The organism is Pseudomonas sp. 14P_5.3_Bac1, from assembly GCF_025466135.1.
Taxonomy (GTDB): Bacteria; Pseudomonadota; Gammaproteobacteria; order Pseudomonadales; family Pseudomonadaceae; genus Aquipseudomonas.
Map to the genome: position 1 here is coordinate 1 of NZ_JANLOF010000086.1, position 25076 is coordinate 25076.

Genomic DNA, 25076 nt, shown 5'->3' on the forward strand with positions numbered 1-25076 from the left:
CGTAAGGGCGGAACCCAAAGCGGCCATCACCCAAATAACGGATATACACCCACCCCAAAAGCCCAACCCCTATACCACTCAGAGGCTGTAATAATACCCGCGACTACGCAACGCCATGATCCGCGGTCGGCCATCCGGATGTGGGCCGATCTTTTTACGCAGATTGCTCACGTGCATATCCAGGCTGCGATCGTAGAGGGTCAACTTACGCCCCAGCGCGATCTGCGCCAGCTCCTGCTTATCCAGCGGCTCACCCGGCTGGCGCAGCAAGGCTTCAAGCAGGCGACTCTCAGACACGGTGAGAGCAAACTCCTGCTCATCGATGGTCACCACCCCACGCACCGGGCTGAAGCACAGGTCGCCCAGTTCCAGCTGAGTAGATACCGCCGCCGGATGACTACGGCGCAATACGGCGCGCAAGCGGGCAGTCAGTTCGCGCGGGTCGCAGGGCTTGGCCAGGTAATCGTCGGCGCCCAGCTCCAGGCCGAGGATGCGATCCAGCGGCTCGCCCCGTGCCGAAAGCATCAGCACCGGCAATTCCGGATGGTCGTTGCGCAATTGCTTGAGCAGCTCCAGGCCGCTGCCGTCGGGCAGCATCACATCGAGCACCACCGCCGCAGGGGCGCTGTCGGCCAAGGCTTTACGCGCGCTCAAGCCGTCGTGGCAGGCACGCACCTGGAAACCTTCCTGGCTCAGCCAACTGGTCAGCAGCTCACAGAGCTCCTGGTCATCATCTATCAGTAACAGCTCGCTCATGACTCACTCAATTTAGCCATTGTCGACGGCGACGGTGCCCACCGCTGGCGAAGATCCCGCACAGCAGGGCGATCAGTGCGACGGCCCCACCGGTGACAAACCACTGTTGTTGCTCGGTCAGCCAGCGGGTCAAGGCGCCGCCTTGTGATTCTTTGAGTTGCTGGGCCAGGCGTTGGTTCTCTTGGCGCAAGCGATTCAGTTGGGCACTTTCGCGGGCAGTGTCTGCGCTTTGCAGTTGCTTGCTCAGTTCTTCACGCAGCCGTTCGCTTTCTTTCAAACGTTGCTGCAACTCGGTGATCTGGCTGGCGGCACTCACGGACAGGGGCGTGGAACTGCCGGTGTTCGAGGTTTCTTCAGCGTGGGCCGTAGCCCCGATCGTTAACACTGCCAACAGACACAACTGAGGTAAGCGCATCGGAACTCCTGATTCCACACGAATATTCAGAACGTTGTCGGCAGGTTACCGAGAATAATGAGCCATTAGGAGCGCGCCGAACCGATTAGGTTCGGCCCGGCTTTATTAAACAAAGCGGGTCAAGGCAGGACTTGCTTGAACGGCTTGATCACCACATCGGCGTAGACGCCTGCTGCTACATACGGGTCGGCCTTGGCCCAGGCTTGGGCGTCGGCCAACGAGGCGAACTCGGCGACGATCAGGCTGCCGGTGAAACCGGCGTCGCCCGGGTCGTTGCTGTCCACTGCCGGGTGTGGGCCGGCCAGCACGATGCGGCCTTCGGCTTGCAGCTTTTTCAGGCGTTCGACGTGGGCCGGGCGCACGGACAGGCGTTTTTCCAGCGAGTTGGCAACGTCGGTAGCAATGATGGCGTAGAGCATGTCAGTCCTCGGTTTTCGGCGTGGTAGGGGCGGTGTCATGCAGGTGGCGCGACAGGTAGATACCCTGGCCGATCAGGAACAATACGGTCATGCCCAGGCTGCCGAAGACCTTGAAGTCGACCCAGTAGGCCTGGAAGGTAAAGGCCACGAACAGGTTGGCGGCACCGCAGAACAGGAAAAACACGATCCAGGCCACGTTCAAGCGTGTCCACACCGGGTCCGGCAGGGTCAGTGCATGGCCCATGATGCGCTTGATCAGCAGGCGATCACCGATGAAGTGGCTGCCGATAAAGACCAGGGCGAACAGCCAGTTCACCACGGGGGCTTTCCATTTAAGGAAGGTTTCGCTGTGAAAGGCCAGGGTCAGGCCACCGAATACCAGGCAGGCAATCAGGGTCAGCCATTGGCTTTTTTCCAGCTTGCGCTGGGAGATGAAGATGGCGCCGTAGACCACGATCGAGCTGATGATCAGCACGGCGGTGGCGCTGTAGATGCCCCCGAATGTCAGCTCGTGACCGGCGATATCAATGACCCTGGGGTCGAGTTTGGTAACGATGAAAAACAGCAACAGCGGGATGAAGTCGATGAATTGTTTCACAGTAAGAGCCAGAAGCTGGATGTGGCGGCATAATAACAAACATCCTTGGTTGCGATAGCGCCAGCTGACTTGAGGTTACACACCCCCGTGAATGTTGATTTGCACTGCCACAGCACGGCCTCCGACGGCGCCCTGGCGCCCGCGGTTCTGGTTGCGCGTGCGTTTGAAAAAGGCGTGCGAGTCCTGTCTTTGACCGACCACGACACCCTCGAAGGCCTCGACGAAGCCCGTACGGCCGCGCATGCGCTGGGCATGCAACTGGTCAACGGCGTGGAATTGTCCTGCACCTGGGGCGGCGCCACCATTCATGTGCTCGGTTACGGTTTTGATCAGAACGCCGCGCCGTTGGTCGAAGCCATTGCCCAATTGCACGATGGCCGCTGGCTGCGGTCCGAAGAAATAAGCCGCAAGCTCAGCCTTAAAGGCATGCCCAACGGCCTGGAAGGCGCCCGCGCCATCCAGCAGGAGCTGGGCGACAGCGGCAACGCACCGGCCCGTCCGCACTTTGCCGACTGGATGGTGCGTGAAGGTTTTGTAAAGGATCGCGCCGAGGCGTTCCGCAAATGGCTGGGCGCCGGCAAGTTGGGTGACGTCAAGCAACACTGGCCGACCCTGGAAGACACCGTCGGCACGCTGCGGGCCGCTGGGGCCTGGGTCAGCCTGGCGCATCCGTGGCATTACGATTTCACCCGCAGCAAGCGCCGCAAGCTGATTGCCGACTATATTGGAGCGGGCGGCCACGCTATCGAAGTGGTTAACGGGCACCAACCCGCCGATCAGGTGGGCAGCCTGGCGATACTTGCTCGCGAATTTGGTCTGCTGGTCAGCGCCGGCAGTGACTTTCATGGCCCAGGCGGCTGGTCCGAGATTGGCGAGTATCGCCAAGTACCGGAAGATCTGCCGCTGTTGTGGGGGCGATTCAAGCATGACCCCATTATTGCCACCGTCTGAACAGGTAGAACACGTGAGTCAATTCTTCCAGATTCATCCGGAAAACCCTCAAGCGCGCCTGATTAAACAGGCCGTGGAGATCATCCGCGCCGGCGGCGTGGTGATCTACCCAACCGACTCGTCCTACGCCATTGGTTGCCAGATCGGCGACAAGAACGCGGTTGAACGGGTCAGACGCCTGCGTGACCTGGACAAGAACCACAACTTCGCACTGATTTGCAGCGACCTGTCCCAGCTTGGGCTGTTTGCGAAGGTCGACACCGGCACCTTCCGCCTGCTCAAGGCCCACACGCCGGGGCCCTACACCTTTATCCTCAACGCCACCCGCGAAGTGCCGCGCCTGTTGCTGCACCCGAAAAAGCGCACCATCGGCCTGCGTGTGCCGGAGCACCCGATTGCCCTGGCGTTGCTGGCTGAGCTGGGCGAGCCGCTGATGAGTGTGTCGTTGATCCTGCCCGGTGAAGAAGAGCCGCTGTACGACCCTTACGAAATGCGCCGCCTGCTGGAAAAACACGTCGACTTGATCATCGACGGCGGCTACGGCGGCAACAAGGCCTCCACCGTGATCAATCTGGCCGACGGCGAGCCGGAAGTGGTGCGTGTGGGTTGCGGCGATCCGACGCCGTTCATGGTTGAGGCCTGAATGTCGGTCGTCGAAACCGTCGACAGCCAGGCCGGCGCCCAGCAGGAACTGCCCTTTGCCATGGTCTATGGCCAGGCGGTCCTGGAAATGCCGCTGGACCTGTACATCCCGCCGGACGCCCTGGAAGTGTTCCTTGAAGCCTTCGAAGGCCCGCTGGACTTGCTGCTGTACCTGATCCGCAAGCAGAACATCAATATCCTCGACATCCCGGTGGCGGAAATCACCCGCCAGTACATGGGGTATGTCGAGCTGATGCAGACCGTGCGCCTGGAGCTGGCCGCCGAGTACCTGGTGATGGCCGCGATGCTCGCCGAGATCAAATCGCGCATGCTGTTGCCGCGCTCGGAGACCATCGAAGCCGAAGAGGATGACCCGCGCGCCGAGCTGATCCGCCGCCTGCAAGAGTACGAACGTTTCAAGGCCGCCGCCGAAGGCATCGACAACCTGAGCCGTGTGGGCCGCGATGTGGTGGTGCCCAAGCTCGACGCCCCGGAAGCCCGGGCGCGCAAGCTGTTGCCGGATGTGAGCCTGGAAGAATTGCTGATGTCCATGGCCGAAGTGCTGCGCCGGGGCGACATGTTTGAAAGCCACCAGGTCAGTCGCGAGGCACTGTCGACCCGCGAGCGCATGAGCGATGTGCTCGAACGCCTCAAGGGCGGCGGGTTTGTACCCTTTGTCGAGTTGTTCACCAAAGAAGAAGGGCGCCTGGGGGTGGTGGTGACCTTTATGGCAATCCTTGAGCTGGTCAAGGAGTCCTTGGTCGAGCTGGTCCAGAATGAGCCTTTTGCGGCTATCCACGTGCGGGCGCGAGCCGAATAACGAGCTGAATCGATGAATTTGACTGAACCCCGCGAACTGGCGCCGCTGCTGGAAGCCTTTCTCCTGGCCTCGGGTAAACCGCAATCCCTTGAGCGCCTGTTCGAACTCTTTGAAGAGGCCGAGCGCCCTGAGCCACCGGTGTTCAAGAAGGCGTTGGAGATCCTGCGCAAGTCCTGCGATGGCCGCGCCTTTGAGCTGCGCGAAGTGGCGTCGGGTTATCGCCTGCAGATCCGTGAGAAGTTTTCCCCGTGGGTCGGCCGTCTGTGGGAAGAGCGCCCGCAGCGTTATTCGCGGGCGATGCTTGAGACCATGGCGCTGATCGCCTATCGCCAGCCGATCACCCGGGGCGAAATCGAAGACGTGCGCGGTGTGGCGGTCAACAGCCATATCGTCAAGACATTGCTTGAGCGCGAGTGGATCCGCATCGTCGGCTACCGCGACGTGCCCGGCAAACCGGCGATGTTTGCCACCACCAAGGTGTTCCTCGACCATTTCAACCTGAAAAACCTGGATGACCTGCCGCCGCTCGCCGAATTGCGCGAGATGGAGGCCGAGCCGGTATTGGATTTCGACGACGCACCGGTTCCCGCCAGCCTGCAGGAACTCGCCGACGCCACGGCCGAGCCGGAAGAGCCGAAGGACGAGACCAGTTTCCATACCTTGTTGCTCGAATTGGACGACATGGAGCAGGGAATCAAGACTGACTTCGACGACTTGCTGCGTGACGGTGCGAGTGAACCGCAAACCCAGGTGAACGGTGAAACCGCGCCCGAGGTCGAAGTTGAGCCGGAACCGGAACCGGAAACCGAGCCAGAACCGGAGCCCGAGGAAGACATCCTTGGCGTGGCTGAAGCCCGCGAGAAACTCCTGGCTGCCGTCGCCGCCCTCGAACAACCGCCGTTGAGCGATGAGGAAGACGAAGCCCGGGCCCTGGCCGAGGCCATCGAAAACGAACGCCGCCAACTCGAAGACTGACGCAATTCGATGTGGGAGGGGGCTTGCCCCCGATAGCAGTGCCCCAGTGACAAAAATGCAGGCTGAGACACTGCATTGGGGGCAAGCCCCCTCCCACATTGGATCTGCATTGTCTGGGTTGTCTGGGAGAAAACATGAGCTCCAGCAAAGACCCGTGCATCAGCATCTGCAAATTCAGCGACGATATCTGCGTCGGCTGTGGCCGCAGCAAGCGCGAAATCCGCGCCTGGAAGAAACTCGACAAGGTCGACAAACGCACAGTGCTGGCCGAAGCCGAGCTGCGCCTGTTGGCCCTGGGCGCCACCGGTCGGCGGAAAAGCAAATGACTGCGGCTTAATCGACTAGTCTGTGATGCGCAATGCGCGCCATGCGCGTATGATTCGCGACCCTTTGGCGACGTATTCGCCCAAAGCCCCGCTTTCAACACTCTTCAGGCCACGCCTGAATCGACCCACCGGGAGGTGCTTAAGATGAACGACCAAGACCAGAACGACAGCCAGGAAATCGGCCCAGCAGGCGAAAAACTGCAAAAGGTGCTGGCGCGTATCGGCGTGGGCTCGCGCCGCGACGTCGAAGCCTGGATCACCCAGAAGCGCATCAAGGTCAACGGCGTTGAAGCCACCCTTGGCCAGCGCGTCGACCTGCACGATGCAATCACCATTGATGGCAAGGTCATCAAGCGTGAAGAGGCCGCCGAATCGGTGCGCCGCGTCATTATGTACAACAAGCCCGACGGCGAGATCTGCACCCGTGACGACCCGGAAGGCCGTCCGACCGTGTTCGACAAGATGCCCAAGCCTAAAGAAGGCCGCTGGATCAACATCGGCCGTTTGGACATCAACACCACCGGTTTGCTGATGTTCACCACCGACGGTGAGCTGGCCAACCGCCTGATGCACCCGTCCTACGAGATGGACCGTGAATACGCCGTGCGTGTACGCGGTGAAGTCGATGACGAGATGATCGAGCGCTTGAAAGCGGGCGTCGTCCTTGAGGACGGCCCGGCCAAGTTCACCGACATCAAGCAGGCGCCAGGCGGCGAAGGTTTCAACCATTGGTACCACTGCGTGGTGATGGAAGGCCGTAACCGTGAAGTGCGTCGCCTGTGGGAATCCCAGGGCCTGGTGGTCAGCCGCCTGAAACGCGTGCGTTTCGGCCCGGTGTTCTTGAACTCCGATCTGCCGATGGGCCGCTGGCGCGAAATGAGCCAGTACGAAGTCGATATCCTCAGTGCTGAGGTCGGCCTGACGCCGGTTGCCATGCCGCAGATGAACGCCAAGAGCAAAGACAAGCTTGAGCGTATGCAGCGTAAATCGTCGCGTCCTGTGGCCCGTACCGAACGTGTTGCCCGCACCCTGCGTCCGGCGCTGAATGCACCGGCCACCGGCGGTCGCATCTCGCGTGAGCCGCACATCGAAGGCGAGCGTCGCCCAACCGCTCCGTCCCGCCAGGAAGGCGAGCGTGCCCCTCGCACCCCGCGTCCTGCGCGTGGCGGCGAAGCACCAAGCGGCGGCCGCGGCAACCGTGGTGAAGGCCGTGGTGCTCCGGCAGCCGACCGCCCAGCCGACAGCGCCAGCACCAAGCGTCCAGCCAAGCCGGCAGCGAACAAGCGTCCTGGGCCGAAACTGGTCGCGGACGAGCCGTCGGGCAAGCGCCGTGGCGCCCCGGCCGGTTCCGGCCAGCGTCCTGGTTTTGGTCGCAAGAAGCCGCAGTGATGTAAGTGCTGCACAAAAAAAACGCCAACCCGAGGGTTGGCGTTTTTTTTGCTCTCAATTTGATCACCCAATCCAATGTGGGAGCTGGCTTGCCTGCGATGCAGGCACCTCGGTATTTCTGACAGACCGCAGTGATGCTATCGCAGGCAAGCCAGCTCCCACATTGGTCTTCAGCGCCCTAAAGCTGGTGCATGGCTAACCGGCGGCATCGCCAGCAAGCCGGCTGCTACACGGTGGCCGTGTGCTCAGAACGCAAACCTTCCATCAAACACCGGCTTGTCATCCAGCGCCAACACCCCGCTGGCAAAGATCAAATCCAGGTGATGACTGCCTTTCTGCCCGCCGCCCAAGCCCAGGTGCAAGCCGCAATGGCGCTCCTCGAACCCGGCATTGCGCGCATACAAATCCTTGACCCCTTCATTGGTGCCAATCCCCAGCTCTTCCACGCGACGGTTGGACGGGTTGGCATTCAAGTACTTGTTGAAATCGTCCGCCAGGCCCGGCACATCACTGGCCACGCTGCAAATGGTCGAGTTCTCGATCCACAGCTCCAGCGGTGATTGCAGTACGCCGTATTTGCGCGCAAACGGGATGGTGCTGAGGAAGGTGCCGACAAACCGCACCTGGCCGTTGATGGCCTCGCTGTGCGTGGCGATCTCGCCCGGCGCCAGGTCATGGTTGCCGACGCCATTGATATTGGTCCACTTCTTGATGCTGCTCATCGGCGCTTCCAGGCGCGAGCCGTGTTTGTCGGTAAAGCTCAGCACGTTGGCCTGGGACATGCGCCGGATCAGCGTGGCATTGAGGTCGGCGATGCGTTGCGGCTCGACGCTGAAGGTGTCGTAGAAATAGTCGCCGTAATCCTTGAACAGCAGGGATTTCTTCCAGTGCTCGGCCATCACCCCCTGCAGGGCGCGGATAAAGTCCGGGCCTTCGGCGCGTGGGTTGGGCAGGGTCGAGGAATCGTAGAGAAACAGGTACAGGTCACAGGTTTCGATGGCCTGGGCCAGGGTGTCGCTGGCGGCCAGGTCCAGGCGCTGCAGCTGGAAATTGAAGCGGGCGGCGCTGCCGTGGGTGATCGCCTGGGCAATGGCGTCATAGCGTTCGGTGTGGCCCAGCAGCACGGTTGGGCGGCTCAGGCCGTTGAGGGCCGGGTGATGCGCAAGGTAGTAGAGAAAATGTTCGACGGCGCGGGCCTTGTCCATGACGTGTGTCCTTCTGTGCCTGGGGTAAGGGGGCAGGTGCCGTGCACAACACCTGCCGGTTGCCTGCCGGGTGTTAGAAAGGCCACATCGCGGTGCCAAAAGGCACAACGGCATCAGCTTGCATCATTTCAACGGCGGCCTCATGGGTCGGCGCTTCAAACCAATCGTCGAGTTGCAGTTCGGTTTCCAGGTCTTTTTCCAGTGCTTGCATGGTGTATCTCCTAGAGGACGTTGTTTGAGAACGGCTTGCCAACGGGCTTCGCTGGCAAGTGAAAGAACCTAGGAGAGTGTATTTCAGAATGCAAAATATTTATTGACACGGTCTCATTTGGATTTTTTCTTCTGTTTTTTCGCGGTGGTTTTTTATTTAGAAAAAACAACGGACTGGCGAAGCTAATTTGTAGGATTTTTCATACTGACATTTTTCCGTTTTCTGACGGATCAAGCGCGCCTGTAACGCTTATTTTCCGGGATGTAACGATTAATTTACGCTAAAAGCGCGCTGTCATTGAGCGACCCGGCGCTGTAAGGAATGCCTGACAGATTGTCACAGGCGCTCCCCAGTGGCGGCCCGAAGCTGTCGAGCGGTGTACAATGCGCCGCGTTTTACTGTGACTCCCTTGCGTACCTACGCAAAAGGCCAAGACCTCAGGGTTTATCCATCCTGATCACTCCGCCTGGCCACGAGCCGGACGGGTTCGATTTCGTCACAGATAAAAACAAACAGGTGACGCATGACCGTTAGAAAGACGCTGTACTCCTGGTGCCTGCGCTGGGGTTTGAGCGGCGCTGCTTGAGTCGAGATTCAAGGCAGCAACGTGCATTCAACATCATCAAACCTTGCGTGAGACCCTTTTCATGAGTGGACCCCATTCCTCTTCAGGCGAGCTGAAACGCGGCCTGAAAAATCGGCATATCCAGTTGATCGCCCTCGGTGGCGCCATCGGCACCGGCCTGTTCCTGGGCTCGGCCGGGGTGCTTAAATCAGCCGGGCCGTCGATGATCCTGGGCTATGCCATCTGCGGCTTCATCGCCTTCATGATCATGCGCCAGCTCGGCGAAATGATCGTCGAAGAGCCGGTCGCCGGTTCCTTCAGCCACTTTGCCCATAAGTACTGGGGCGGTTTTGCCGGCTTCCTGTCGGGCTGGAACTGCTGGATTCTGTACATTCTGGTGGGCATGTCGGAGCTGACGGCGGTTGGCAAATACGTGCACTACTGGTGGCCGGAGATCCCGACCTGGGTCTCGGCGGCAGCGTTCTTCGTGCTGATCAATATGATCAACCTGGCCAACGTCAAAGTCTTTGGTGAGGCCGAGTTCTGGTTTGCCATCATCAAGGTGGTGGCCATCGTTGGCATGATCGCCCTGGGCAGCTACCTGCTGGTCAGCGGCAGTGGTGGGCCGCAAGCCTCGGTGAGCAACCTGTGGGACCACGGCGGTTTCTTCCCGCATGGCGTCAACGGTTTGGTGATGGCCATGGCGATCATCATGTTCTCGTTCGGCGGCCTGGAAATGCTCGGTTTTACCGCGGCTGAAGCCGACCAGCCGCGCACCGTGATCCCCAAAGCGATCAATCAGGTGATCTACCGCATTCTGATTTTCTACATCGGCGCGCTCGTGGTGCTGTTGTCGCTGACGCCGTGGGACAGCTTGCTGGCAACCCTCAACGCGTCCGGCGATGCCTACAGCGGCAGCCCGTTCGTGCAGGTGTTTTCGATGCTGGGCAGCAACACTGCCGCGCACATCCTCAACTTCGTGGTGCTGACCGCGGCGCTGTCGGTGTACAACAGCGGCACCTACTGCAACAGCCGCATGCTGCTGGGCATGGCTGAGCAGGGCGATGCGCCCAAAGCCCTGGCGAAGATCGACAAGCGTGGCGTACCGGTGCGTTCGATCCTCGCGTCGGCGGCGGTCACCCTGGTGGCGGTGCTGATGAATTACCTGATCCCGCAACACGCGCTGGAGCTGTTGATGTCGCTAGTCGTGGCCACGCTGGTGATCAACTGGGCGATGATCAGCTTCTCGCACGTGAAATTCCGCCAGCACATGGACCGCACCGGCCAGGTACCGCTGTTCAAAGCGCTGTGGTACCCGTACGGCAACTACATTTGCCTGGCGTTCGTGGCGTTTATCCTGGTGATCATGCTGATGATTCCGGGCATTCAGGTCTCGGTGTACGCGATTCCGGTATGGGTGGCGTTCATGGGGCTGTGCTACTGGATCAAGAACAAGCGCAGCGCTGAAGCGGCGTTGACCACGGCGAGTGCGGCGTTGAAGTAGGCCGTCTTGCCTCAACAGAAAACCCGGCGCCTTGCCGGGTTTTTTGTCGGCGCCGACAGGGTAGACTCGCGCCTTCTTTTTCATCGGCCCTGCCCGGAGGCTTCATGCAGCACATCGATATCGACGGCGGCAGCTTGCAGCGCGATGAGGTGCAAGACCTGATCGACCAGCACCGCGGGCCGTTGCGCTTGATGGGCGTCGATTTGAGCGGGGCAGACCTGTCGCGGAGGGTGCTGGAGCATTGGGTGTTCGAGCGCTGCACACTGGCGCAAACTTCCTTTCTCGGTGCGCGCCTGGAAGGCACGCAGTGGAAAAGTTGCCGGGCCGGGCACGCCGTGTTCGAGGCGGCCAACCTGCTCGAGGCGCAATTCATCAGCTGCGACCTGAACAACACCCGTTGGCAGCGCAGCAAGTTGTCCCAAGCCCATTTCACGCAGTGCAAACTGACGGGCGCCAACTTCACCCATTGCGCGTCCCTGGGGCTGAGCTTCAGCGAGACCTTGCTCAACAGTGCGTTCTTGTCCGGCCTGTCGTTTGCCCGAACCGTGCTCAATAATCTGGATTTTTCCGACAGCGACTTGTCGGATGCAGACTTTCGCAAGGCCGAACTTGTCGACTGCAGCCTCGCTCACGCCCGCATCAACGGTGCCAATTTTGCCGGCGCTGACTTGCGGGGCGCGGATTTGAGCGGCTTTCGCCTCAATGATGCCAAACTGTTCAAAGGCGCCGTGATTTCCAAAGCCCAGGCGTCGATGTTGTTATCCGAGTTGGGCTTGTCCGTTGCCTAAGGTTTTTGAGTGATGCTGGTAATTTCCAACAACGTGCACCTGCCCGATGCCGAGATCGAGCTGACCGCCATTCGCGCCCAGGGCGCCGGTGGGCAGAACGTCAACAAGGTATCGAGCGCGGTGCACCTGCGGTTTGATATTCCGGCATCGTCGTTGCCGGACTTTTACAAGGAACGGCTGCTGGCGCTGCGCGACAGCCGTATCACCAGTGAAGGCGTGCTGGTGCTCAAGGCCCAGCAATACCGGACCCAGGAACAGAATCGCGCGGATGCGCTGGAGCGCCTGGTGGAGCTGATCCTCAGCGCTACCAAGGTCGAGAAGAAGCGCCGCCCGACCAAGCCCACCCTGGGCTCGAAAAAGCGCCGCCTGGAATCCAAGACCAAGCGCGGCAGCATCAAGGCCGGGCGCGGTAAGGTCGACTTTTAAGCGTCGCGCGCCTCGCGGGCCTTGGGCGCTTGCCGGTACAGGTACAGGCTCAGTAGCAAGCCTCCGGCGGCGGCGAGCGCAGCGAACAGGAAGATTGAGGCAAAGCCGAACCCCGCCGCCACCGCACCTGCCAGCGGGCCGGTGATGCCCAACGACAAGTCGATAAACAGCGAGTAAGCCCCCACCGCCGAGCCCCGGCTGGAGGCCGGCACCAGGTTGACCGCCTCCACCCCCAGCGCCGGAAACACCAGGGAAAAGCCGAACCCGCTCAACGCCGCACCGGCCAGGGCGAGGTGGGCGTCGGGCGCCAGCCACAGCAACAGCAACCCGAGGATTTCCACGGACAGGCAGGCAATCGCCACGCGAAAGCCGCCGATGCGGTTGATCAAATTGCCGAACAGCAGGCGCGCGCCGATGAAGCTGGCGCCGAACAGGCTCAATGCCCACACGGCGTTGTCCCAGTGCTGGGTGGTGTAATACAGGGTAATAAAGGTGGCGATCGTGCCAAAGCCGATCGAGCCCAGGGCCAACGCGCAGCCGTGGGGCAGCACGCGGCCCAGCACATTCATGAACGGCAGGCGCACACCGGCCACAATCGGCGCTGCAACCTTGTTCCAGGCCAGAAACACGCCGAGCACCGCCAGCAGAATGATGCTGACGCCCATGCTCCACAATCCGAAATGGCTGACCAGCACCACCCCAAGTGGTGCGCCGATGGCCAGTGCGCCGTAACTGGCGATGCCGTTCCATGAAATGACTTTGGCGGTGTTGGCCGCGCCGACCCGGCCAATGCCCCAGCCGATGGCGCCCGAACCCACCAGGCTTTCGGCGCTGCCGAGCACCAGTCGGCCGATGAGCAGGCTGATCAGGCTGACGGCCGGCAGGCTGGAAAACCACGCGGCCAGCAACATGAACACGCCACTCAGGCCGCAGCCCGCCAGGCCGATCAACACCGCGCGCTTGCTGCCCAGGTTGTCGATGATTTTGCCGGCATACGGGCGGCTCAGCAGCGTGGCCAGGTACTGCACGCTGATCACCAGGCCGGCAATCACCGCGCCGTAGCCCAGTTCACTGTGGACATAGCCCGGCAACACGGCCAGGGGAATGCCGATATTGAGGTAACCGATAAAGGTGAACAGCACGATGGAAACGACTTGCAGCGTGACCGCCATGGGGCGCTGGGTATCTGGCATGGGAGAGGTCCACTGTCGCAGCAGGTAAAGATAGGCTGCTAATGATACCGGCGCTTACGCCTCGCGGGGCGGCAAAACGTAAAAACTTCAGATTACCGACAGATCAGGGTTTGGCAGGCGTCAGCATTTGCGTGGTCACCAGGGCGGCCAGGGCGTTTTCCTGGGTGCCGAAGCGCTTGAGCAGGAGCGCCTGTTTTTCAGGGCTGAGGCGGTTCCACACGTCGATCATTTGCAGGGCTGCGTCGAGTACAGCGGCGTCGGGGGTGTCGGGGAGGGTATCAGTCATGGCGGGCATCTCGGGGTGATTCAGGCAGTGTGGAAAGCGCTCAAAGGTGCGCTTTCCACACGGTCTGGTACGGCGTCAGTCCTGGCTTTTGCTGTCGACTGGTTGTGCTTCTTTGGTCTCAGGCCGGTTGTCGCTGGCCTGCTGCGGTGTTGGCTGCTCTGTTGGGTGCAGGCTTGGGAAGGGGAGATTAGGTATCTCGTGCATCGTCGTCGCTCCTCGCAAGGTCTGTTTTATCAATCGCAGTGTGATTGCGCGCTCTCAAAAAGCCTTGGCAGGATACAGCACTGAAAATGACAAAAAGAATTTTATGTCGACCTATGTACGAATTTTCATTGTTTAAGCAAGTGACAAGAGGTCACACCTTCAAGGACGCCCCTTAAAAGGCGCCCTGTTCAAAAAGGCGCCCTGTTTAAAAAGGGACCTTGCCCAAGATCATGTCGCGGTACATCACAAAGTCGCCCAAGAGGCTGTAGAGCGGGTGTTGAAACGTCGCCGGGCGGTTCTTTTCGAAGAAGAAGTGGCCGATCCAGGCGAAGCTGTAACCGGCGATGGGCAAAGCCAGCAGCAGCCCCACCGAACCTTTGCCGATGGCGTACGCCAGGATGCCAATCACCAGTGTGGTGCCGATGAAGTGCAAACGCCGGCATGTGCTATTGCCGTGTTCACTCAGGTAGTAAGGATAGAACTCGGCGAAGCTATTGAATTGTTTGACGTTTTCCACGTTGGCCGGCCCTTGGGTGGTTGTACCGCCTAACAGATGTTCGGCGGGGAGCTTATTTGAGTCTAGAGTGATCAGTGGTAACAGCCAGTGACAATAGATGCCACTTTAGTATCCTTGGCTTCCTGGCTGCCGTTAAGCCTGCTTTTTTAAGAAGACGCCATGAGCGAACGAACAACTTCTGCAAGCTGGGCGATGGGGATAGTCAAGGCGTTGGAAATGGACGGCCTGGACTGCCGTATGCTGTTCAAGCAATTGGGCCTGGACTACGCCGCCCTCAGTGACCCTGACGCGCGTTTTCCTCAGGACTCGATGACGCGGCTTTGGCAACGGGCAGTTGAGCTCTCGGGCAACCCGGCGATCGGCCTGAACATGGGCAAGGTCGTTCGCCCGGCGTCGTTTCATGTGGCCGGTTATGCGCTGATGTCCAGCAACACGTTGGCCGAGGGCTTTATGCGCCTGGTGCGTTATCAGCGCATCATCGCCGAAAGCGCCGACTTGAGCTTCCGACTCTTACCTGAAGGCTACGCGCTGATTCTGACAGTGCACGGCGACCACTTGCCACCGACCCGCCAGAGCGCCGAAGCCTCGCTGGCCAGTGCGTTGGCATTGTGCGGCTGGCTGACCGGCCGCACTTTGCAACCGCGCAAAGTGGTGCTGCAAGGCGATCAACCGGCGGACCTGACGCCTTACAAACAAGCCTTCCATGCGCCCCTGGAATTCAATGCACCTTATGACGCGCTGATTTTTGAGCAGGCCGACATGGACGCGCCGTTGCCCACGGCGAACGAAGCCATGGCGTTGCTGCATGATCGGTTTGCCGGTGAATACCTCGCGCGCTTTTCCGAGAGCCGCGTGACCCACAAGGCGCGGCAAGTGCTGTGCCGTCTGCTGCCCCAGGGCGAACCCAAACGCGAAGTGGTCGCCCAGACCTTGCACCTGTCCCAGCGCACCTTGCAGCGGCGCTTGCAGGAGGAGGGCACCAGTTTCCAGACATTGCTCGACGACACCCGCCGCGAACTCGCTGAGCAGTACCTGGCGCAGCCCAGCATGACCCTGCTGGAGATTGCCTACCTGTTGGGGTTTGCCGACCCGAGCAATTTTTTCCGCGCGTTCCGCCGTTGGTTCGATGCCACGCCCGGCGAATACCGGGCGCGGCTGCTCGAAGCGTCGACGGTCAGTGCCGCCAAAACGCCGGAATGCACAGAACAAAGACTGTAATGATCTCCAGTCGGCCCAGCAGCATGCCGAACGACAGGATCCACTTGGCCGCATCCGGCAGGCTGGCGAAGTTACCGGCCGGGCCGATGGTTTCGCCCAGGCCCGGGCCCACGCCGGAAACGGTGCTGGCCGCGCCAGTCAATGCGGTCATCCAATCCAGGCCCAGCAGCGACAATGCCAGGGCAATGGCGCAGATGGTGATGGCGAAGAAGAACGAAAAGGTCAGAATCGAGCGCACGATCTCTTCGTCGAGGCGGTGGCCGTTGTACTTCTGCTTGATCACCGCGCGCGGGTGAATCAGCTGGTTCAGGTTGGCCTTGAGCAGGATATAGGCAACCTGGAAGCGGAAGATCTTGATCCCGCCCGCCGTGGAGCCCGAGCAGCCGCCAACAAAGCCCAGGTAGAAGAACAGCATCAGTGAGAAGTTGCCCCAGATGCTGTAGTCCCCGAGTGCAAAACCGGTCGTCGTCACCACCGACGTGACGTTCACCGCCACATGGCGCAGCGCATCGAACCACGGCAGGTCGGTGCTCCACCAGTACCAGGTGCCCAGTACCAGCCAGGTCACCAGCAGCAACCCGAGCAAGCCTTGCACCTGTTGATCCTTGATCAGCGCCCGACGGTTGCCGCGCAAGGTGGCGACATACAGGGTGAACGGCAAGCTGCCGAGGATCATCACCACCACGGCGACCCAGTGCACCGCCGGTTGTTTCCAGTGGGCCAGGGATTCATCAGAGGTGGAAAACCCGCCGGTGGAAATGGCCGACATCGCGTGGTTGATCGCATCAAACAGCCCCATCCCGGCCCACCAGAACGCCAGGCTGCCGAGGATGGTGATGCCCACATACGCGGCCACAATCAGGCGCGCCACCATGTGCGAGCGCGGCATGACTTTTTCAGAGCGATCCGAGGACTCGGTCTGGAACAGGCGCATGCCACCAATGCGCAGCAGTGGCAGGATCGCCACCGCCATGCCGATAAAGCCGATGCCGCCGAGCCAGTGCAGCAGCGAGCGCCACATCAGGATGCCCGGTGACATGCTGTCCAGGCCGCTCAAGACGGTGGAGCCGGTGGCGGTAATGCCCGACATGCTTTCGAAGAAGGAGTCGGTGTAGCTGATGTGCTGGGTCAGTAAAAACGGCAGCGCGGCGAACACGCAGACCACCAGCCAACTGCTGACGGTCAGCAGGTACATGTCTCGGGGGCGCAGGTGTACGTGTTCGGGGCGGCCAGGAATGACCAGCGCCAGGCCAGCGAGAAAGGTGATCAGGCTGGCCCACAGGAACGAGGGCAGGTCGCTGGTGCGTTCGAAAATCACCAGGGTGGCCATCGGGATGACCATGGCGATCGCGAGGGTGATCAGGAAGATGCCGATGATGAAACCGATGATGCGTAAGGTCGGCAACGCCATGAAGAAAGCTCGGGTGTTGGGAGAGTGGCGCCATTCTACCCGCGGTGCAGGGCTTGTAAACCGGGCTGTCCGAGGCGACTCGGTTCACACATGTGGGAGCTGGCTTGCCTGCGATGGCGATGTACCTTTCAGCCACTGCGTTGCCTGACCCACCGCCATCGCCGGCAAGCCAGCTCCCACAGGGTTATGGGGTGGTCGGGAGCGGACATAAAAAAGGCGACCCGAAGGTCGCCTCATTCAACGCGGCGCGGATCAGAACTCGTGATCAGCGTTATCCGGGTTCAAGTCGCTGATACCCAGCTTCCCCGCCGCGGCCTCGATCGAACCGGTCTGCTTGACCAGCGCGGCGATGGCGTCACGCACGATCTGGTTGCCCGCGTCGTTACCTGCCGCGATCAGTTGGTCGTAGTGCTCGCCCTTGTTGGCGTGGTCAACCATGACCTGGATCTTCGCTTCGGTCGACGCCAGGTCAGCCTTGAGCGCGGTGTCGGCGGCCGGATCAGCTTTGGCCACCAGGGACGACAAGCTCGGCCCCGTCATCTTGGTGCCGTCAGTGCGGGTGTACTCGCCCAGGTAAACGTTACGAATGCCCTTGGCGTCGTAGAAATGCGAGTTGTGGGTGTTGTCGCTGAAGCAGTCTTGCTCGTCTTCCGGCGAGTTGGCTTCCAGGGACACCTTCATGCGCTCACCGGCCAGCTCGCCGAGGGACAGGCTGCCCATGCCGAACAACATTTTGCGCAGGCCGTCGGTGGCCGGTTCGGCCTCCAGGGTGGCGCGGTAGTTGTCTTCGACGTTGGGTTTCCAGTTGCCGACCATTTCTTCCAGGTCGCTGACCAGCAGCTGAGTCACCGCGCGCAGGTAGGTGCGACGACGCTCGTTGTTGCCGCCGGTGGCACCGTCACCGGTCATGTAGTCCGACGCAGGGCGGTTGCCCGCGCCTGGGCCGGTGCCGTTGAGGTCCTGGCCCCACAGCAGGAATTCGATGGCGTGGTAGCCGGTGGCGACGTTGGCCTCGGAACCGCCCAGCTCATTGAGGCTGGCGAGTTTTTCCGGGGTGATTTCTTTCACGTCGACCTTGTCTTCGCCCACCTGGATCTCGGTGTTGGCGATGATGTTGGCGTTGGCGCCTGGGTTACCCAGGGCGTGCTCGTAGGATTTGTCGACGTAGTCGATCAGGCCTTCGTCCAGCGGCCAGGCGTTAACTTGGCCTTCCCAGTCGTCGATGATGGTGTTGCCGAAGCGGAACACTTCACTCTGCAGGTACGGTACGCGCGCGGCGATCCAGGCGGTACGGGCCGCTTTGAGGGTGTCGTCGTTCGGGTTGGCGAGGAAGGTGTCGATTGCGGTTTGCAGGGTTTTTGCGGTGGATTCGGCATCGCTGTACACCGCGAACACCATGTCAGCGTAGTGCGCGACCACGGCCTTGGCGGCCGCTTCGTCGACCTGGCCTGCCGGGGTGGCAGCCGCTGGAGCGGTGGTGCTGGCAGCCGGGGTCGGCGCTTGGGGCGCGGCGGCCTTGTCTTTACCTTCGCCGCAACCGGCGAGAGAAATGGCAATGGCCAGCAGACTGGCGGTGGCCAGGGGCATACGAATCATGGCGAACATCCTGCTTCGGTTGTTGATGGGGCGCGCGGGGAGCGCAAAAACTGCGACATAATGCGAAAGATTTGCATTTTGTGTAAAGGTTTATACGAGGGAAATATTTAGTATTGTTTTCAGCGTTCAGAGAATCGCCGCGTTGTCGCGCTCGGACTGTTTCAGATACGCCGCCAACTCCCGGGCCGGCAGCGGTTTGCTGTAGTGATAGCCCTGGCCCTCGTGGCACCCCTCGGAAATGATGTAGGCCTCCTGTTCGGCGGTTTCCACGCCTTCGGCGATCACCTGCATGCCCAGGCTTTTGCCCAGTTGGATAATGGCGCGCACGATGGTTGCGTCGTCGTCGTCATCGAGCAGGTCCTGGACGAAGCTCTTGTCGATCTTGATCTTGTCCAGCGGCAGGCTTTTCAGGTAGCTGAGGGACGAATAGCCGGTGCCGAAGTCATCAATCGCGATCAGCGCCCCGGAACGGCGCAGGCTCAGCAAGTGCTGGGCGGCGGTGCTGATGTCTTCCATCAGGCCGGTCTCGGTCACTTCCAGTTCAAGGCTGCGCGGCGGCAGGCGGTAAATCTGCATGAGGTTGTTGACCACCCGCGGCAGCTCGGTGTGGTGCAACTGCACGGTGGACAGGTTGACCGCCATGCGCAGGGTGGTGAAGCCCAGGTCATGCCATTCGCGCAATTGCCGGCAGGCCTGGTCGAGTACCCATTCGCCAATTGGAATAATGGTGCCGTTCTGTTCGGCCAACGGGATGAACAAATCGGGCGGCACCAGGCCGTGTTCCGGATGCTGCCAGCGGATCAAGGCTTCCACGCCCACCACGCGGTGGTCGCGGTAGCTGATCTGCGGTTGGTAGACCAGGTGAAACTGGTCGCGGCTGAGGGCGTCGCGCAGGTCTTTTTCCAGCTCGCGGCGCCGGCGCATTTCACTGTCGACGCTGGCGATATAGAACTGATAGCGGTTGCGCGAGCGGCTCTTGGCCAGGGTCATGGTCTGTTCGGCTTTTTGCAGCAGCTTCTCGGTGCTGTCGCCGTCTTCCGGGAACAACGTGATACCGATGGTCGCGCGCAGGCGAATCTGCTCATGCTCGAGGGCAAATTCGGCTTCCAGGTCATCCAGGATGCTTTGTGCCAGTTCGGCGGCTTCGTAAGGTTGGTCGATATCCGCCTGCACCAGCGCGAACTGATCGCCGCCCAGCCGGGCCAGGGCGCCGAGGCGGCCACTGTGGGCGCGCAAGCGATCGGCCAGGGCCAGCAGCAGTTTGTCACCGGCCTGATAAGTGAACTGTTCGTTGACGCTTTTGAAGTCATCCAGGCCTACGCACAACACCGCAACGCGGCGCTGTCGGCGGCCGGCGTCGATCAGGATCTTGTCCAGTTGCTCCTGCAGTTTCTGGCGATTGGGCAGGCCGGTGAGGAAGTCGTATTGGGCCATGCGCAGCAGGCTCGATTCTGCCTCGTGCCGCAGGTGAGTATTGCGTTCGATGGATTCGAGCAACTCGTTGGCGGTGTTGATCCACAGCCCCAGCTCGTTGCGTTCGTGGCCCTTGATTTGGGGGATCTTGTGTTCGCTGGGCCGGTCCGGGTTGATCGACGTCAGGTGCTCGATAATCCGTGACAACGGCTTGGTCAGCAGCCAGTGATAAACCAGGTACAACACCAGCCCCATGGCCAGCGCGCGCAGTACGCCGGAAATAAAGATGATCACCGAGCTGACCAGAAAACCTTTGCCATAGGTAGCCGTGTCCAGGGTGATGCTCAGGTCACCGTAATACTCGCTGTAGGGGCCTTTGCCGACCAATGAGGTGGTGAAGGTGCGCTCCTGGCCAAGAATCAGGTCGGTCAGCCAGCGGGTGGGCGATTGCTGTAATGCGCGGCTTTTTTCCGCGAGCATGGTTTCGTTGGGATGGCCGATGGAGGCCATGCGCACGGCATCGTCCTGAAACAGGCCTTCGATTACCTGCATGCCCATCTCGCGGTCCAGGCTGTAGACGGCCTGTGTGGAGGGGTCGCGAAACATGTCGAGGATGCGCTGGGCATCGCCGGCCACGGCCTGGCGCGTCTTGTAGGCATCGAAAACGATCTGCGCCACGCTCAGCGCCACGCCCACGATCAATGCCGACAGCAGCACCACCCGTAGCAACTTCACCGACAAGCTGTTTTTGAGTTCCAGCTTCAAAGGGGCATTCCTTGTTCCATGCGGGTGGCCTCAATATGCCATGAGTATTGGCAATCTCGTGATGGCAGTCAAAGGAACATTAGGGCATCGGCAGGTTTGACAAGGAACTTGAGAGGGGCACCGGGGCGAGGCGGACATGGATCCGCCTGCCTTGAGCAATTCCCGTGGGCGCAGCGGATGCGCTGGGAACTGACGCTTTTTTACGCGACGTTGATGTTGACGGTGCTGTTGGTGGATTCGTTGTTTGAAAAATTCACACGTTCCTTGTTGTGCATGTCTTCATGCGCAATCTTGTTTTGATCACCTTCACCTTGCTTGTTGCCAGATTGCGACTGAGCCATTTGACCGGCTGCTTTGGCGAGCTCGGTCACAGCTTTGAGGCCCTCTTGGGCCAAACCGGCAACCATAGGGAGCATGGATGTTATTGCGCCGATGGTCATAGTAATTTCTCCGACAGGTACGAGAGGCGAATTCCTCACACTGTCTACGTGGCAAGATCCGCGCACCGAGTTCCAGCCACCAGAGCACAATTCACTGCCCATAAAAAAGCCCGGCACGATGGCCGGGCTCTCTTTACCGCAAGCGTTGCTTAGGCAGTGAAGGTCTTGCCTTCGAACTGCTCAGCCACGAACTTCCAGTTGACCAGGTTCCAGAACGCTTCCACATACTTTGGACGCACGTTGCGGTAGTCGATGTAGTAAGCGTGTTCCCAGACGTCGCAGGTCAGCAGCGGGGTGTCGCCGCTGGTCAGCGGGTTGCCGGCGCCGATGGTGCTGGCCAGGGCCAGGGAACCGTCAGCCTTTTTCACCAGCCAGCCCCAACCGGAACCGAAGGTGCCGACGGACGTCTTGGTGAACTCTTCTTTGAACTTGTCGAACGAACCGAAAGCGGCGTTGATAGCCTCAGCCAGTGCGCCGGTAGGTTGGCCGCCGGCGTTTGGCGCCAGGCAGTTCCAGTAGAAAGTGTGGTTCCAGACCTGAGCGGCGTTGTTGAAGATGCCGCCCGAAGAAGACTTGACGATTTCTTCCAGGGTCTTGCCTTCGAACTCGGTGCCTGGCACCAGGTTGTTCAGGTTCACGACATAGGTGTTGTGGTGCTTGTCGTGGTGGTATTCCAAGGTTTCCTTGGAAATGTGCGGCTGCAGGGCATCGTGTGCGTAGGGCAGCGGCGGCAATTCGAAAGCCATGATGATTCTCCTAATCAGGTCAGTTGCGGTGAGCGCAAGGCCGATCACGGGCGGCCAAACAAGCGCCGGGGAGTTTGTACTCTTTGCGGCGCAGGGTCCGGATCATAGCACCGGGGGTGCGGCAAAACCACGCAACAACTGTGTGGGATAGAGGTTCCAGAGCGTTTTGGAATATTCATCAAGCACTGATCAATTGATACGCCACGCTGAACATCATCGCCGCCACCAGAAAGTCCAACAGCCGCCATGTAGCGGGGCGCGCGAGCCAGGGTGCCAGCCACGCAGCGCCCAATGCCAGTGTGGCAAACCACAGGAATGACGCGCTGGCGGCACCGGCTACATAGGCGCCGGGTTCAGTTTGTTGAGCGCCCAACGAGCCAATCAACAGCACGGTGTCCAGGTACACATGCGGGTTGAGCAGTGTCACCGCCAGGGCGCTGAGTAACACCGCGCGCAGCGAACGCACCTTGAGGTTTTCGCCTTGTTCCAGACTTTGCCTGGAACACGCCCGGCGCAGCGCCAGGGTGCCATACCACAGCAGGAATGCCGCACCACCCCAGCGGGCGATTGCCAGCAGCAGCGGGTTCTGCGCCAGCACCGTAGCCAGGCCGAATACCCCGGCAGCTACAAGTATTGCATCGCACACGATGCACAGCGCGGCCACCGGCAAATGGTGTTCACGGCGCAGGCTTTGCGCCAACACGAACGCATTCTGGGTGCCGATCGCCATGATCAGGCCGAGGGCCACCAGCAGCCCGTTCACGTAGCTTTGCCACATAAGAGTTACTCCGCGTTTGCTGCCAATTGGCGCAATACATCCATGGCCCGCTCAGCATCGCTGCGGCCGACAAACAGGTGGTCGTGGTAGTAACCGGCGATCACGTTGCAGCTGATGCCGGCTTGGCCCAGCGCGCTGGCAAAGGCCGCGGTTAAACCCACGGCTTCCAGGGCGGAGTGCACGTTCAAGGTGATCCACGCAGCCACATAGTCAAACGCCAGCCCGGCGTGCTCTGCCTGTTGGCGCTCTAGAATCAGCGTCAGCCCTTCCTGTTCGCGAAAGCTGCCGATCACGTCGCACCCTTGCGGCACGCGCTGATCGGGCAGGGTGCAGAACACATAATCGCCGTCATTGAGGTGCGGGCTCATGCTGCGCAGCAGGGTTGCCAGGGCGGTTTCACCGGCCATGTGAGAATTCCTTGATAGAGAAAGAAGCAATGCTGGTCATTCTCACGGGCTACGTTGTATAAGAAAAACCAATATTGCTGATCGCTCATTAGAGAAACTGATGTTCGACTATAAATTGCTGTCCGCATTGGCCGCGGTGGTGGAACAGGCCGGCTTTGAACGCGGCGCCCAGGTGCTGGGGCTTTCGCAGTCGGCGATTTCTCAACGCATCAAGTTGCTTGAGGCGCGCATCGGTCAGCCGGTGTTGGTGCGGGCCTCGCCGCCGACGCCCACCGACATCGGCCGGCGCCTGCTCAACCACGTGCAACAAGTGCGCTTGCTGGAGCGCGACCTGCAAAGCCAGGTGCCGGCGCTGGACGAGGAGGGCATGCCCGAGCGTTTGCGCATCGCGCTGAATGCCGACAGCCTTGCCACCTGGTGGGCCGAGGCGGTCAGCGACTTTTGCGCCGAGCAGCATTTGCTGCTGGACCTGGTGGTGGAAGACCAGACCGTTGGCCTCAAGCGCATGCGCGCCGGTGAAGTGGCGGCCTGTATTTGCGCCAGCGAGCGCCCCGTGGCTGGGGCGCGCAGCCTGTTGCTCGGCGCCATGCGTTATCGCGCGTTGGCCAGCCCTGCGTTTATTGCGCGGCATTTCCCTGAGGGCGTGCGCGCCGATCAACTGGCGCGAACACCGGCGCTGGTGTTCGGTCCGGATGATTTCCTGCAACACCGTTACCTGGCGTCCCTGGGAGTAGATGGCGGTTTCGAGCACCATCTATGCCCGTCGTCCGAAGGCTTTATCCGTTTGACCGAAGCCGGCCTGGGCTGGGGGCTGGTACCCGAATTACAGGTGCGCGACCAACTGCAAACCGGCGTATTGGTCGAGTTGTTGCCAGATAAGCCCATTGACGTGCCGTTGTACTGGCATCATTGGCGCAGTGGCGGGCAACTGTTGGGCTTGTTGACCGACCATTTGGCCCAGGCATGTGGCCAATGGTTGGTGCCCTATCAGCAGTAACAAGCGTCAAGCTGCAAGCTGCAAGAGAAAAGCTTGCGGATCGTTTTTAACTTGTGGCTTGAAGCTTGACGCTGGCAGCTGCATCCGTAGGAGGCTACATGAAGATTCTGGTCACCGGCGCAAGCGGCTTCATCGGCGGGCGCTTTGCGCGGTTCGCTCTGGAGCAAGGCCTGGACGTGCGGGTCAACGGGCGGCGCGCCGAAGGTGTGGAACACCTGATACGGCGCGGTGCCGAGTTTATCCAGGGTGATTTGAATGATGCCGACCTTGTGCGCGATCTGTGCCGAGACGTCGAAGCCGTGGTGCATTGCGCCGGCGCCGTCGGGCTGTGGGGCAAGTATCAGGACTTCCATCAAGGCAATGTGCTGGTCACTGAAAACGTCGTCGAAGCCTGCCTCAAGCAGCGCGTCGGCCGGCTGGTGCACCTGTCGTCGCCGTCGATCTACTTCGACGGGCGTGATCACCTGGGGCTGACCGAAGAGCAAGTGCCAAAGCGCTTCAAGCACCCGTATGCCGCTACCAAATACCTGGCGGAACAGAAGGTGTTCGGCGCCCAGGAGTTCGGCCTGGAAGTGCTGGCCTTGCGCCCGCGCTTTGTCACGGGGGCCGGTGACATGAGCATTTTTCCGCGCCTGTTGAAAATGCAGCGCAAGAACCGCCTGGCCATCGTCGGCGATGGCCTGAACAAGGTCGATTTCACCAGCGTGCACAACCTCAACGAAGCGTTGCTCAGCAGTTTGCTGGCGACCGGCTCGGCGCTGGGCAAGGCCTACAACATCAGCAACGGCGCGCCTGTGCCGGTGTGGGACGTGGTCAACTACGTGATGCGCCAGATGGACATGCCGCAGGTCACGCGTTATCGGTCTTACGGCTTGTCCTACAGCGTGGCGGCGTTGAACGAGGCATTCTGCGCGATGTGGCCGGGGCGTCCGGAGCCAGCGTTGTCGCGCCTGGGCATGCAGGTGATGAACAAAGATTTCACCCTCGACATCAGCCGCGCGAGGCATTATCTCGACTACGAGCCCAAGGTCAGCCTGTGGACCGCCCTCGACGAATTCTGCAGTTGGTGGAAAGCTCAGGATCCGGGGCTCAAGTAGGTTCACAAGCGGCAATAC

Annotated in this window: 28 protein-coding genes; 12 read left to right on the top strand and 16 right to left on the bottom strand. The window is 60.7% G+C overall.

All coding sequences use genetic code 11. The features are described 5' to 3' along the window. Positions 1-78 precede the first annotated feature (78 nt). From NTD89_RS25750 to NTD89_RS25765, 4 genes are all read right to left on the bottom strand, one after another. Positions 79-756 (bottom strand): response regulator transcription factor, encoded by a 678-nt coding sequence (locus tag NTD89_RS25750; RefSeq protein ID WP_145159562.1) that lies wholly within the window; start codon positions 754-756, stop codon positions 79-81. Positions 757-763: 7 nt separating this feature from the next. Continuing rightward, entirely contained in the window at positions 764-1171 is a 408-nt protein-coding gene (locus tag NTD89_RS25755) for a translation initiation factor 2 (protein WP_145159560.1), read from the bottom strand. Between the two features lie 119 nt (positions 1172-1290). Beyond that, positions 1291-1590 carry a YciI family protein gene (locus NTD89_RS25760; RefSeq protein ID WP_262210396.1) on the bottom strand — a complete coding sequence of 100 codons (300 nt, stop codon included), beginning with the start codon at positions 1588-1590 and terminating at the stop codon, positions 1291-1293. Position 1591: 1 nt separating this feature from the next. Further along, positions 1592-2188 (bottom strand): septation protein A, encoded by a 597-nt coding sequence (locus NTD89_RS25765; protein WP_106578415.1) that lies wholly within the window; start codon positions 2186-2188, stop codon positions 1592-1594. A gap of 87 nt (positions 2189-2275) precedes the next feature. Here NTD89_RS25765 and NTD89_RS25770 point away from each other — a divergent pair, with 87 nt between their 5' ends. The 6 genes from NTD89_RS25770 to rluB all read left to right on the top strand — a co-directional run bounded on the left by NTD89_RS25770 (position 2276) and on the right by rluB (position 7291). Next, complete coding sequence (locus NTD89_RS25770) at positions 2276-3139, top strand: PHP domain-containing protein (protein WP_145159557.1); 864 nt, start codon at positions 2276-2278, stop codon at positions 3137-3139. Between the two features lie 13 nt (positions 3140-3152). Further along, the gene (locus NTD89_RS25775; RefSeq protein ID WP_106578417.1) at positions 3153-3782 is read left to right on the top strand and encodes an L-threonylcarbamoyladenylate synthase; all 630 of its coding nucleotides are present in this window, start codon (positions 3153-3155) and stop codon (positions 3780-3782) included. Between the two features lie 120 nt (positions 3783-3902). Beyond that, a complete protein-coding gene (locus NTD89_RS25780; RefSeq protein WP_242196412.1) occupies positions 3903-4601 on the top strand; it encodes a segregation and condensation protein A in 699 nt (232 codons plus the stop codon). 12 nt (positions 4602-4613) lie between these two features. Next, on the top strand, positions 4614-5576 hold the full coding sequence (scpB, locus tag NTD89_RS25785) for an SMC-Scp complex subunit ScpB (protein ID WP_262210397.1): 963 nt from the start codon (positions 4614-4616) through the stop codon (positions 5574-5576). A 134-nt stretch (positions 5577-5710) separates the two neighbouring features. Further along, entirely contained in the window at positions 5711-5902 is a 192-nt protein-coding gene (locus tag NTD89_RS25790; RefSeq protein ID WP_145159550.1) for a DUF1289 domain-containing protein, read from the top strand. Between the two features lie 144 nt (positions 5903-6046). After that, positions 6047-7291: a 23S rRNA pseudouridine(2605) synthase RluB gene (gene rluB, locus NTD89_RS25795; protein ID WP_262210398.1), complete on the top strand. Its 1245-nt coding sequence runs from the start codon at positions 6047-6049 to the stop codon at positions 7289-7291. Positions 7292-7536: 245 nt separating this feature from the next. Here rluB and NTD89_RS25800 read toward each other — a convergent pair whose 3' ends face one another. Continuing rightward, the gene (locus tag NTD89_RS25800) at positions 7537-8496 is read right to left on the bottom strand and encodes a leucyl aminopeptidase (protein WP_262210399.1); all 960 of its coding nucleotides are present in this window, start codon (positions 8494-8496) and stop codon (positions 7537-7539) included. Positions 8497-8569: 73 nt separating this feature from the next. Next, the gene (locus NTD89_RS25805) at positions 8570-8707 is read right to left on the bottom strand and encodes a hypothetical protein (RefSeq protein WP_003237751.1); all 138 of its coding nucleotides are present in this window, start codon (positions 8705-8707) and stop codon (positions 8570-8572) included. A 647-nt stretch (positions 8708-9354) separates the two neighbouring features. Between NTD89_RS25805 and NTD89_RS25810 the strand changes: the two genes are divergently transcribed. The 3 genes from NTD89_RS25810 to arfB all read left to right on the top strand — a co-directional run bounded on the left by NTD89_RS25810 (position 9355) and on the right by arfB (position 11990). Next, positions 9355-10776 (top strand): amino acid permease, encoded by a 1422-nt coding sequence (locus NTD89_RS25810; RefSeq protein ID WP_242196363.1) that lies wholly within the window; start codon positions 9355-9357, stop codon positions 10774-10776. A 104-nt stretch (positions 10777-10880) separates the two neighbouring features. Further along, on the top strand, positions 10881-11564 hold the full coding sequence (locus NTD89_RS25815; protein ID WP_262210400.1) for a pentapeptide repeat-containing protein: 684 nt from the start codon (positions 10881-10883) through the stop codon (positions 11562-11564). Between the two features lie 12 nt (positions 11565-11576). Then, the gene (gene arfB / locus NTD89_RS25820) at positions 11577-11990 is read left to right on the top strand and encodes an alternative ribosome rescue aminoacyl-tRNA hydrolase ArfB (protein WP_034109044.1); all 414 of its coding nucleotides are present in this window, start codon (positions 11577-11579) and stop codon (positions 11988-11990) included. On the opposite strand, the gene NTD89_RS25825 is transcribed toward arfB, so the two are convergent. From NTD89_RS25825 to NTD89_RS25835, 3 genes are all read right to left on the bottom strand, one after another. Then, on the bottom strand, positions 11987-13183 hold the full coding sequence (locus tag NTD89_RS25825; RefSeq protein ID WP_145159540.1) for an MFS transporter: 1197 nt from the start codon (positions 13181-13183) through the stop codon (positions 11987-11989). The two genes, arfB and NTD89_RS25825, sit on opposite strands and share 4 nt — an antisense overlap. Before the next feature lie 103 nt (positions 13184-13286). Further along, on the bottom strand, positions 13287-13469 hold the full coding sequence (locus NTD89_RS25830; protein WP_262210401.1) for a hypothetical protein: 183 nt from the start codon (positions 13467-13469) through the stop codon (positions 13287-13289). A gap of 409 nt (positions 13470-13878) precedes the next feature. Beyond that, a complete protein-coding gene (locus NTD89_RS25835) occupies positions 13879-14190 on the bottom strand; it encodes a DUF962 domain-containing protein (RefSeq protein WP_124418341.1) in 312 nt (103 codons plus the stop codon). 159 nt (positions 14191-14349) lie between these two features. On the opposite strand from NTD89_RS25835, the gene NTD89_RS25840 reads away from it, so the two are divergent. Next, positions 14350-15408 (top strand): AraC family transcriptional regulator, encoded by a 1059-nt coding sequence (locus tag NTD89_RS25840; protein ID WP_262210402.1) that lies wholly within the window; start codon positions 14350-14352, stop codon positions 15406-15408. Here the strand turns inward: NTD89_RS25840 and NTD89_RS25845 are convergent. The 7 genes from NTD89_RS25845 to NTD89_RS25875 all read right to left on the bottom strand — a co-directional run bounded on the left by NTD89_RS25845 (position 15365) and on the right by NTD89_RS25875 (position 22964). Next, positions 15365-16819 (bottom strand): TrkH family potassium uptake protein, encoded by a 1455-nt coding sequence (locus NTD89_RS25845; protein ID WP_262210404.1) that lies wholly within the window; start codon positions 16817-16819, stop codon positions 15365-15367. The two genes, NTD89_RS25840 and NTD89_RS25845, sit on opposite strands and share 44 nt — an antisense overlap. 252 nt (positions 16820-17071) lie before the next feature. Then, positions 17072-18415: an imelysin family protein gene (locus tag NTD89_RS25850; RefSeq protein ID WP_145159538.1), complete on the bottom strand. Its 1344-nt coding sequence runs from the start codon at positions 18413-18415 to the stop codon at positions 17072-17074. A gap of 126 nt (positions 18416-18541) precedes the next feature. Continuing rightward, a complete protein-coding gene (locus tag NTD89_RS25855) occupies positions 18542-20593 on the bottom strand; it encodes a putative bifunctional diguanylate cyclase/phosphodiesterase (RefSeq protein WP_145159537.1) in 2052 nt (683 codons plus the stop codon). Positions 20594-20793: 200 nt separating this feature from the next. Further along, on the bottom strand, positions 20794-21033 hold the full coding sequence (locus NTD89_RS25860; protein ID WP_145159536.1) for a hypothetical protein: 240 nt from the start codon (positions 21031-21033) through the stop codon (positions 20794-20796). Positions 21034-21182: 149 nt separating this feature from the next. Beyond that, a complete protein-coding gene (locus tag NTD89_RS25865) occupies positions 21183-21779 on the bottom strand; it encodes a superoxide dismutase (RefSeq protein WP_003212997.1) in 597 nt (198 codons plus the stop codon). A 178-nt stretch (positions 21780-21957) separates the two neighbouring features. Beyond that, positions 21958-22557: a LysE/ArgO family amino acid transporter gene (locus NTD89_RS25870; protein ID WP_145159534.1), complete on the bottom strand. Its 600-nt coding sequence runs from the start codon at positions 22555-22557 to the stop codon at positions 21958-21960. Positions 22558-22562: 5 nt separating this feature from the next. Further along, positions 22563-22964 carry an ACT domain-containing protein gene (locus NTD89_RS25875; RefSeq protein WP_145159532.1) on the bottom strand — a complete coding sequence of 134 codons (402 nt, stop codon included), beginning with the start codon at positions 22962-22964 and terminating at the stop codon, positions 22563-22565. 100 nt (positions 22965-23064) lie between these two features. Between NTD89_RS25875 and NTD89_RS25880 the strand changes: the two genes are divergently transcribed. Both NTD89_RS25880 and NTD89_RS25885 read left to right on the top strand, forming a co-directional pair. After that, the gene (locus tag NTD89_RS25880; RefSeq protein WP_119741468.1) at positions 23065-23961 is read left to right on the top strand and encodes a LysR family transcriptional regulator ArgP; all 897 of its coding nucleotides are present in this window, start codon (positions 23065-23067) and stop codon (positions 23959-23961) included. A 98-nt stretch (positions 23962-24059) separates the two neighbouring features. Further along, the gene (locus NTD89_RS25885; RefSeq protein ID WP_262210408.1) at positions 24060-25058 is read left to right on the top strand and encodes an NAD-dependent epimerase/dehydratase family protein; all 999 of its coding nucleotides are present in this window, start codon (positions 24060-24062) and stop codon (positions 25056-25058) included. The last annotated feature ends 18 nt before the right edge of the window (positions 25059-25076 follow it).

Bases quoted from the DNA above. Each gene is read 5' to 3' on its own strand.
- NTD89_RS25750 (WP_145159562.1), bottom strand. From the start codon at position 756: ATGAGCGAGCTGTTACTGATAGATGATGACCAGGAGCTCTGTGAGCTG.
- NTD89_RS25755 (WP_145159560.1), bottom strand. From the start codon at position 1,171: ATGCGCTTACCTCAGTTGTGTCTGTTGGCAGTGTTAACGATCGGGGCT.
- NTD89_RS25760 (WP_262210396.1), bottom strand. From the start codon at position 1,590: ATGCTCTACGCCATCATTGCTACCGACGTTGCCAACTCGCTGGAAAAA.
- scpB (WP_262210397.1), top strand. From the start codon at position 4,614: ATGAATTTGACTGAACCCCGCGAACTGGCGCCGCTGCTGGAAGCCTTT.
- NTD89_RS25790 (WP_145159550.1), top strand. From the start codon at position 5,711: ATGAGCTCCAGCAAAGACCCGTGCATCAGCATCTGCAAATTCAGCGAC.
- rluB (WP_262210398.1), top strand. From the start codon at position 6,047: ATGAACGACCAAGACCAGAACGACAGCCAGGAAATCGGCCCAGCAGGC.
- NTD89_RS25800 (WP_262210399.1), bottom strand. From the start codon at position 8,496: ATGGACAAGGCCCGCGCCGTCGAACATTTTCTCTACTACCTTGCGCAT.
- NTD89_RS25805 (WP_003237751.1), bottom strand. From the start codon at position 8,707: ATGCAAGCACTGGAAAAAGACCTGGAAACCGAACTGCAACTCGACGAT.
- NTD89_RS25810 (WP_242196363.1), top strand. From the start codon at position 9,355: ATGAGTGGACCCCATTCCTCTTCAGGCGAGCTGAAACGCGGCCTGAAA.
- NTD89_RS25815 (WP_262210400.1), top strand. From the start codon at position 10,881: ATGCAGCACATCGATATCGACGGCGGCAGCTTGCAGCGCGATGAGGTG.
- arfB (WP_034109044.1), top strand. From the start codon at position 11,577: ATGCTGGTAATTTCCAACAACGTGCACCTGCCCGATGCCGAGATCGAG.
- NTD89_RS25825 (WP_145159540.1), bottom strand. From the start codon at position 13,183: ATGCCAGATACCCAGCGCCCCATGGCGGTCACGCTGCAAGTCGTTTCC.
- NTD89_RS25830 (WP_262210401.1), bottom strand. From the start codon at position 13,469: ATGACTGATACCCTCCCCGACACCCCCGACGCCGCTGTACTCGACGCA.
- NTD89_RS25840 (WP_262210402.1), top strand. From the start codon at position 14,350: ATGAGCGAACGAACAACTTCTGCAAGCTGGGCGATGGGGATAGTCAAG.
- NTD89_RS25845 (WP_262210404.1), bottom strand. From the start codon at position 16,819: ATGGCGTTGCCGACCTTACGCATCATCGGTTTCATCATCGGCATCTTC.
- NTD89_RS25850 (WP_145159538.1), bottom strand. From the start codon at position 18,415: ATGATTCGTATGCCCCTGGCCACCGCCAGTCTGCTGGCCATTGCCATT.
- NTD89_RS25860 (WP_145159536.1), bottom strand. From the start codon at position 21,033: ATGACCATCGGCGCAATAACATCCATGCTCCCTATGGTTGCCGGTTTG.
- NTD89_RS25865 (WP_003212997.1), bottom strand. From the start codon at position 21,779: ATGGCTTTCGAATTGCCGCCGCTGCCCTACGCACACGATGCCCTGCAG.
- NTD89_RS25870 (WP_145159534.1), bottom strand. From the start codon at position 22,557: ATGTGGCAAAGCTACGTGAACGGGCTGCTGGTGGCCCTCGGCCTGATC.
- NTD89_RS25875 (WP_145159532.1), bottom strand. From the start codon at position 22,964: ATGGCCGGTGAAACCGCCCTGGCAACCCTGCTGCGCAGCATGAGCCCG.
- NTD89_RS25880 (WP_119741468.1), top strand. From the start codon at position 23,065: ATGTTCGACTATAAATTGCTGTCCGCATTGGCCGCGGTGGTGGAACAG.
- NTD89_RS25885 (WP_262210408.1), top strand. From the start codon at position 24,060: ATGAAGATTCTGGTCACCGGCGCAAGCGGCTTCATCGGCGGGCGCTTT.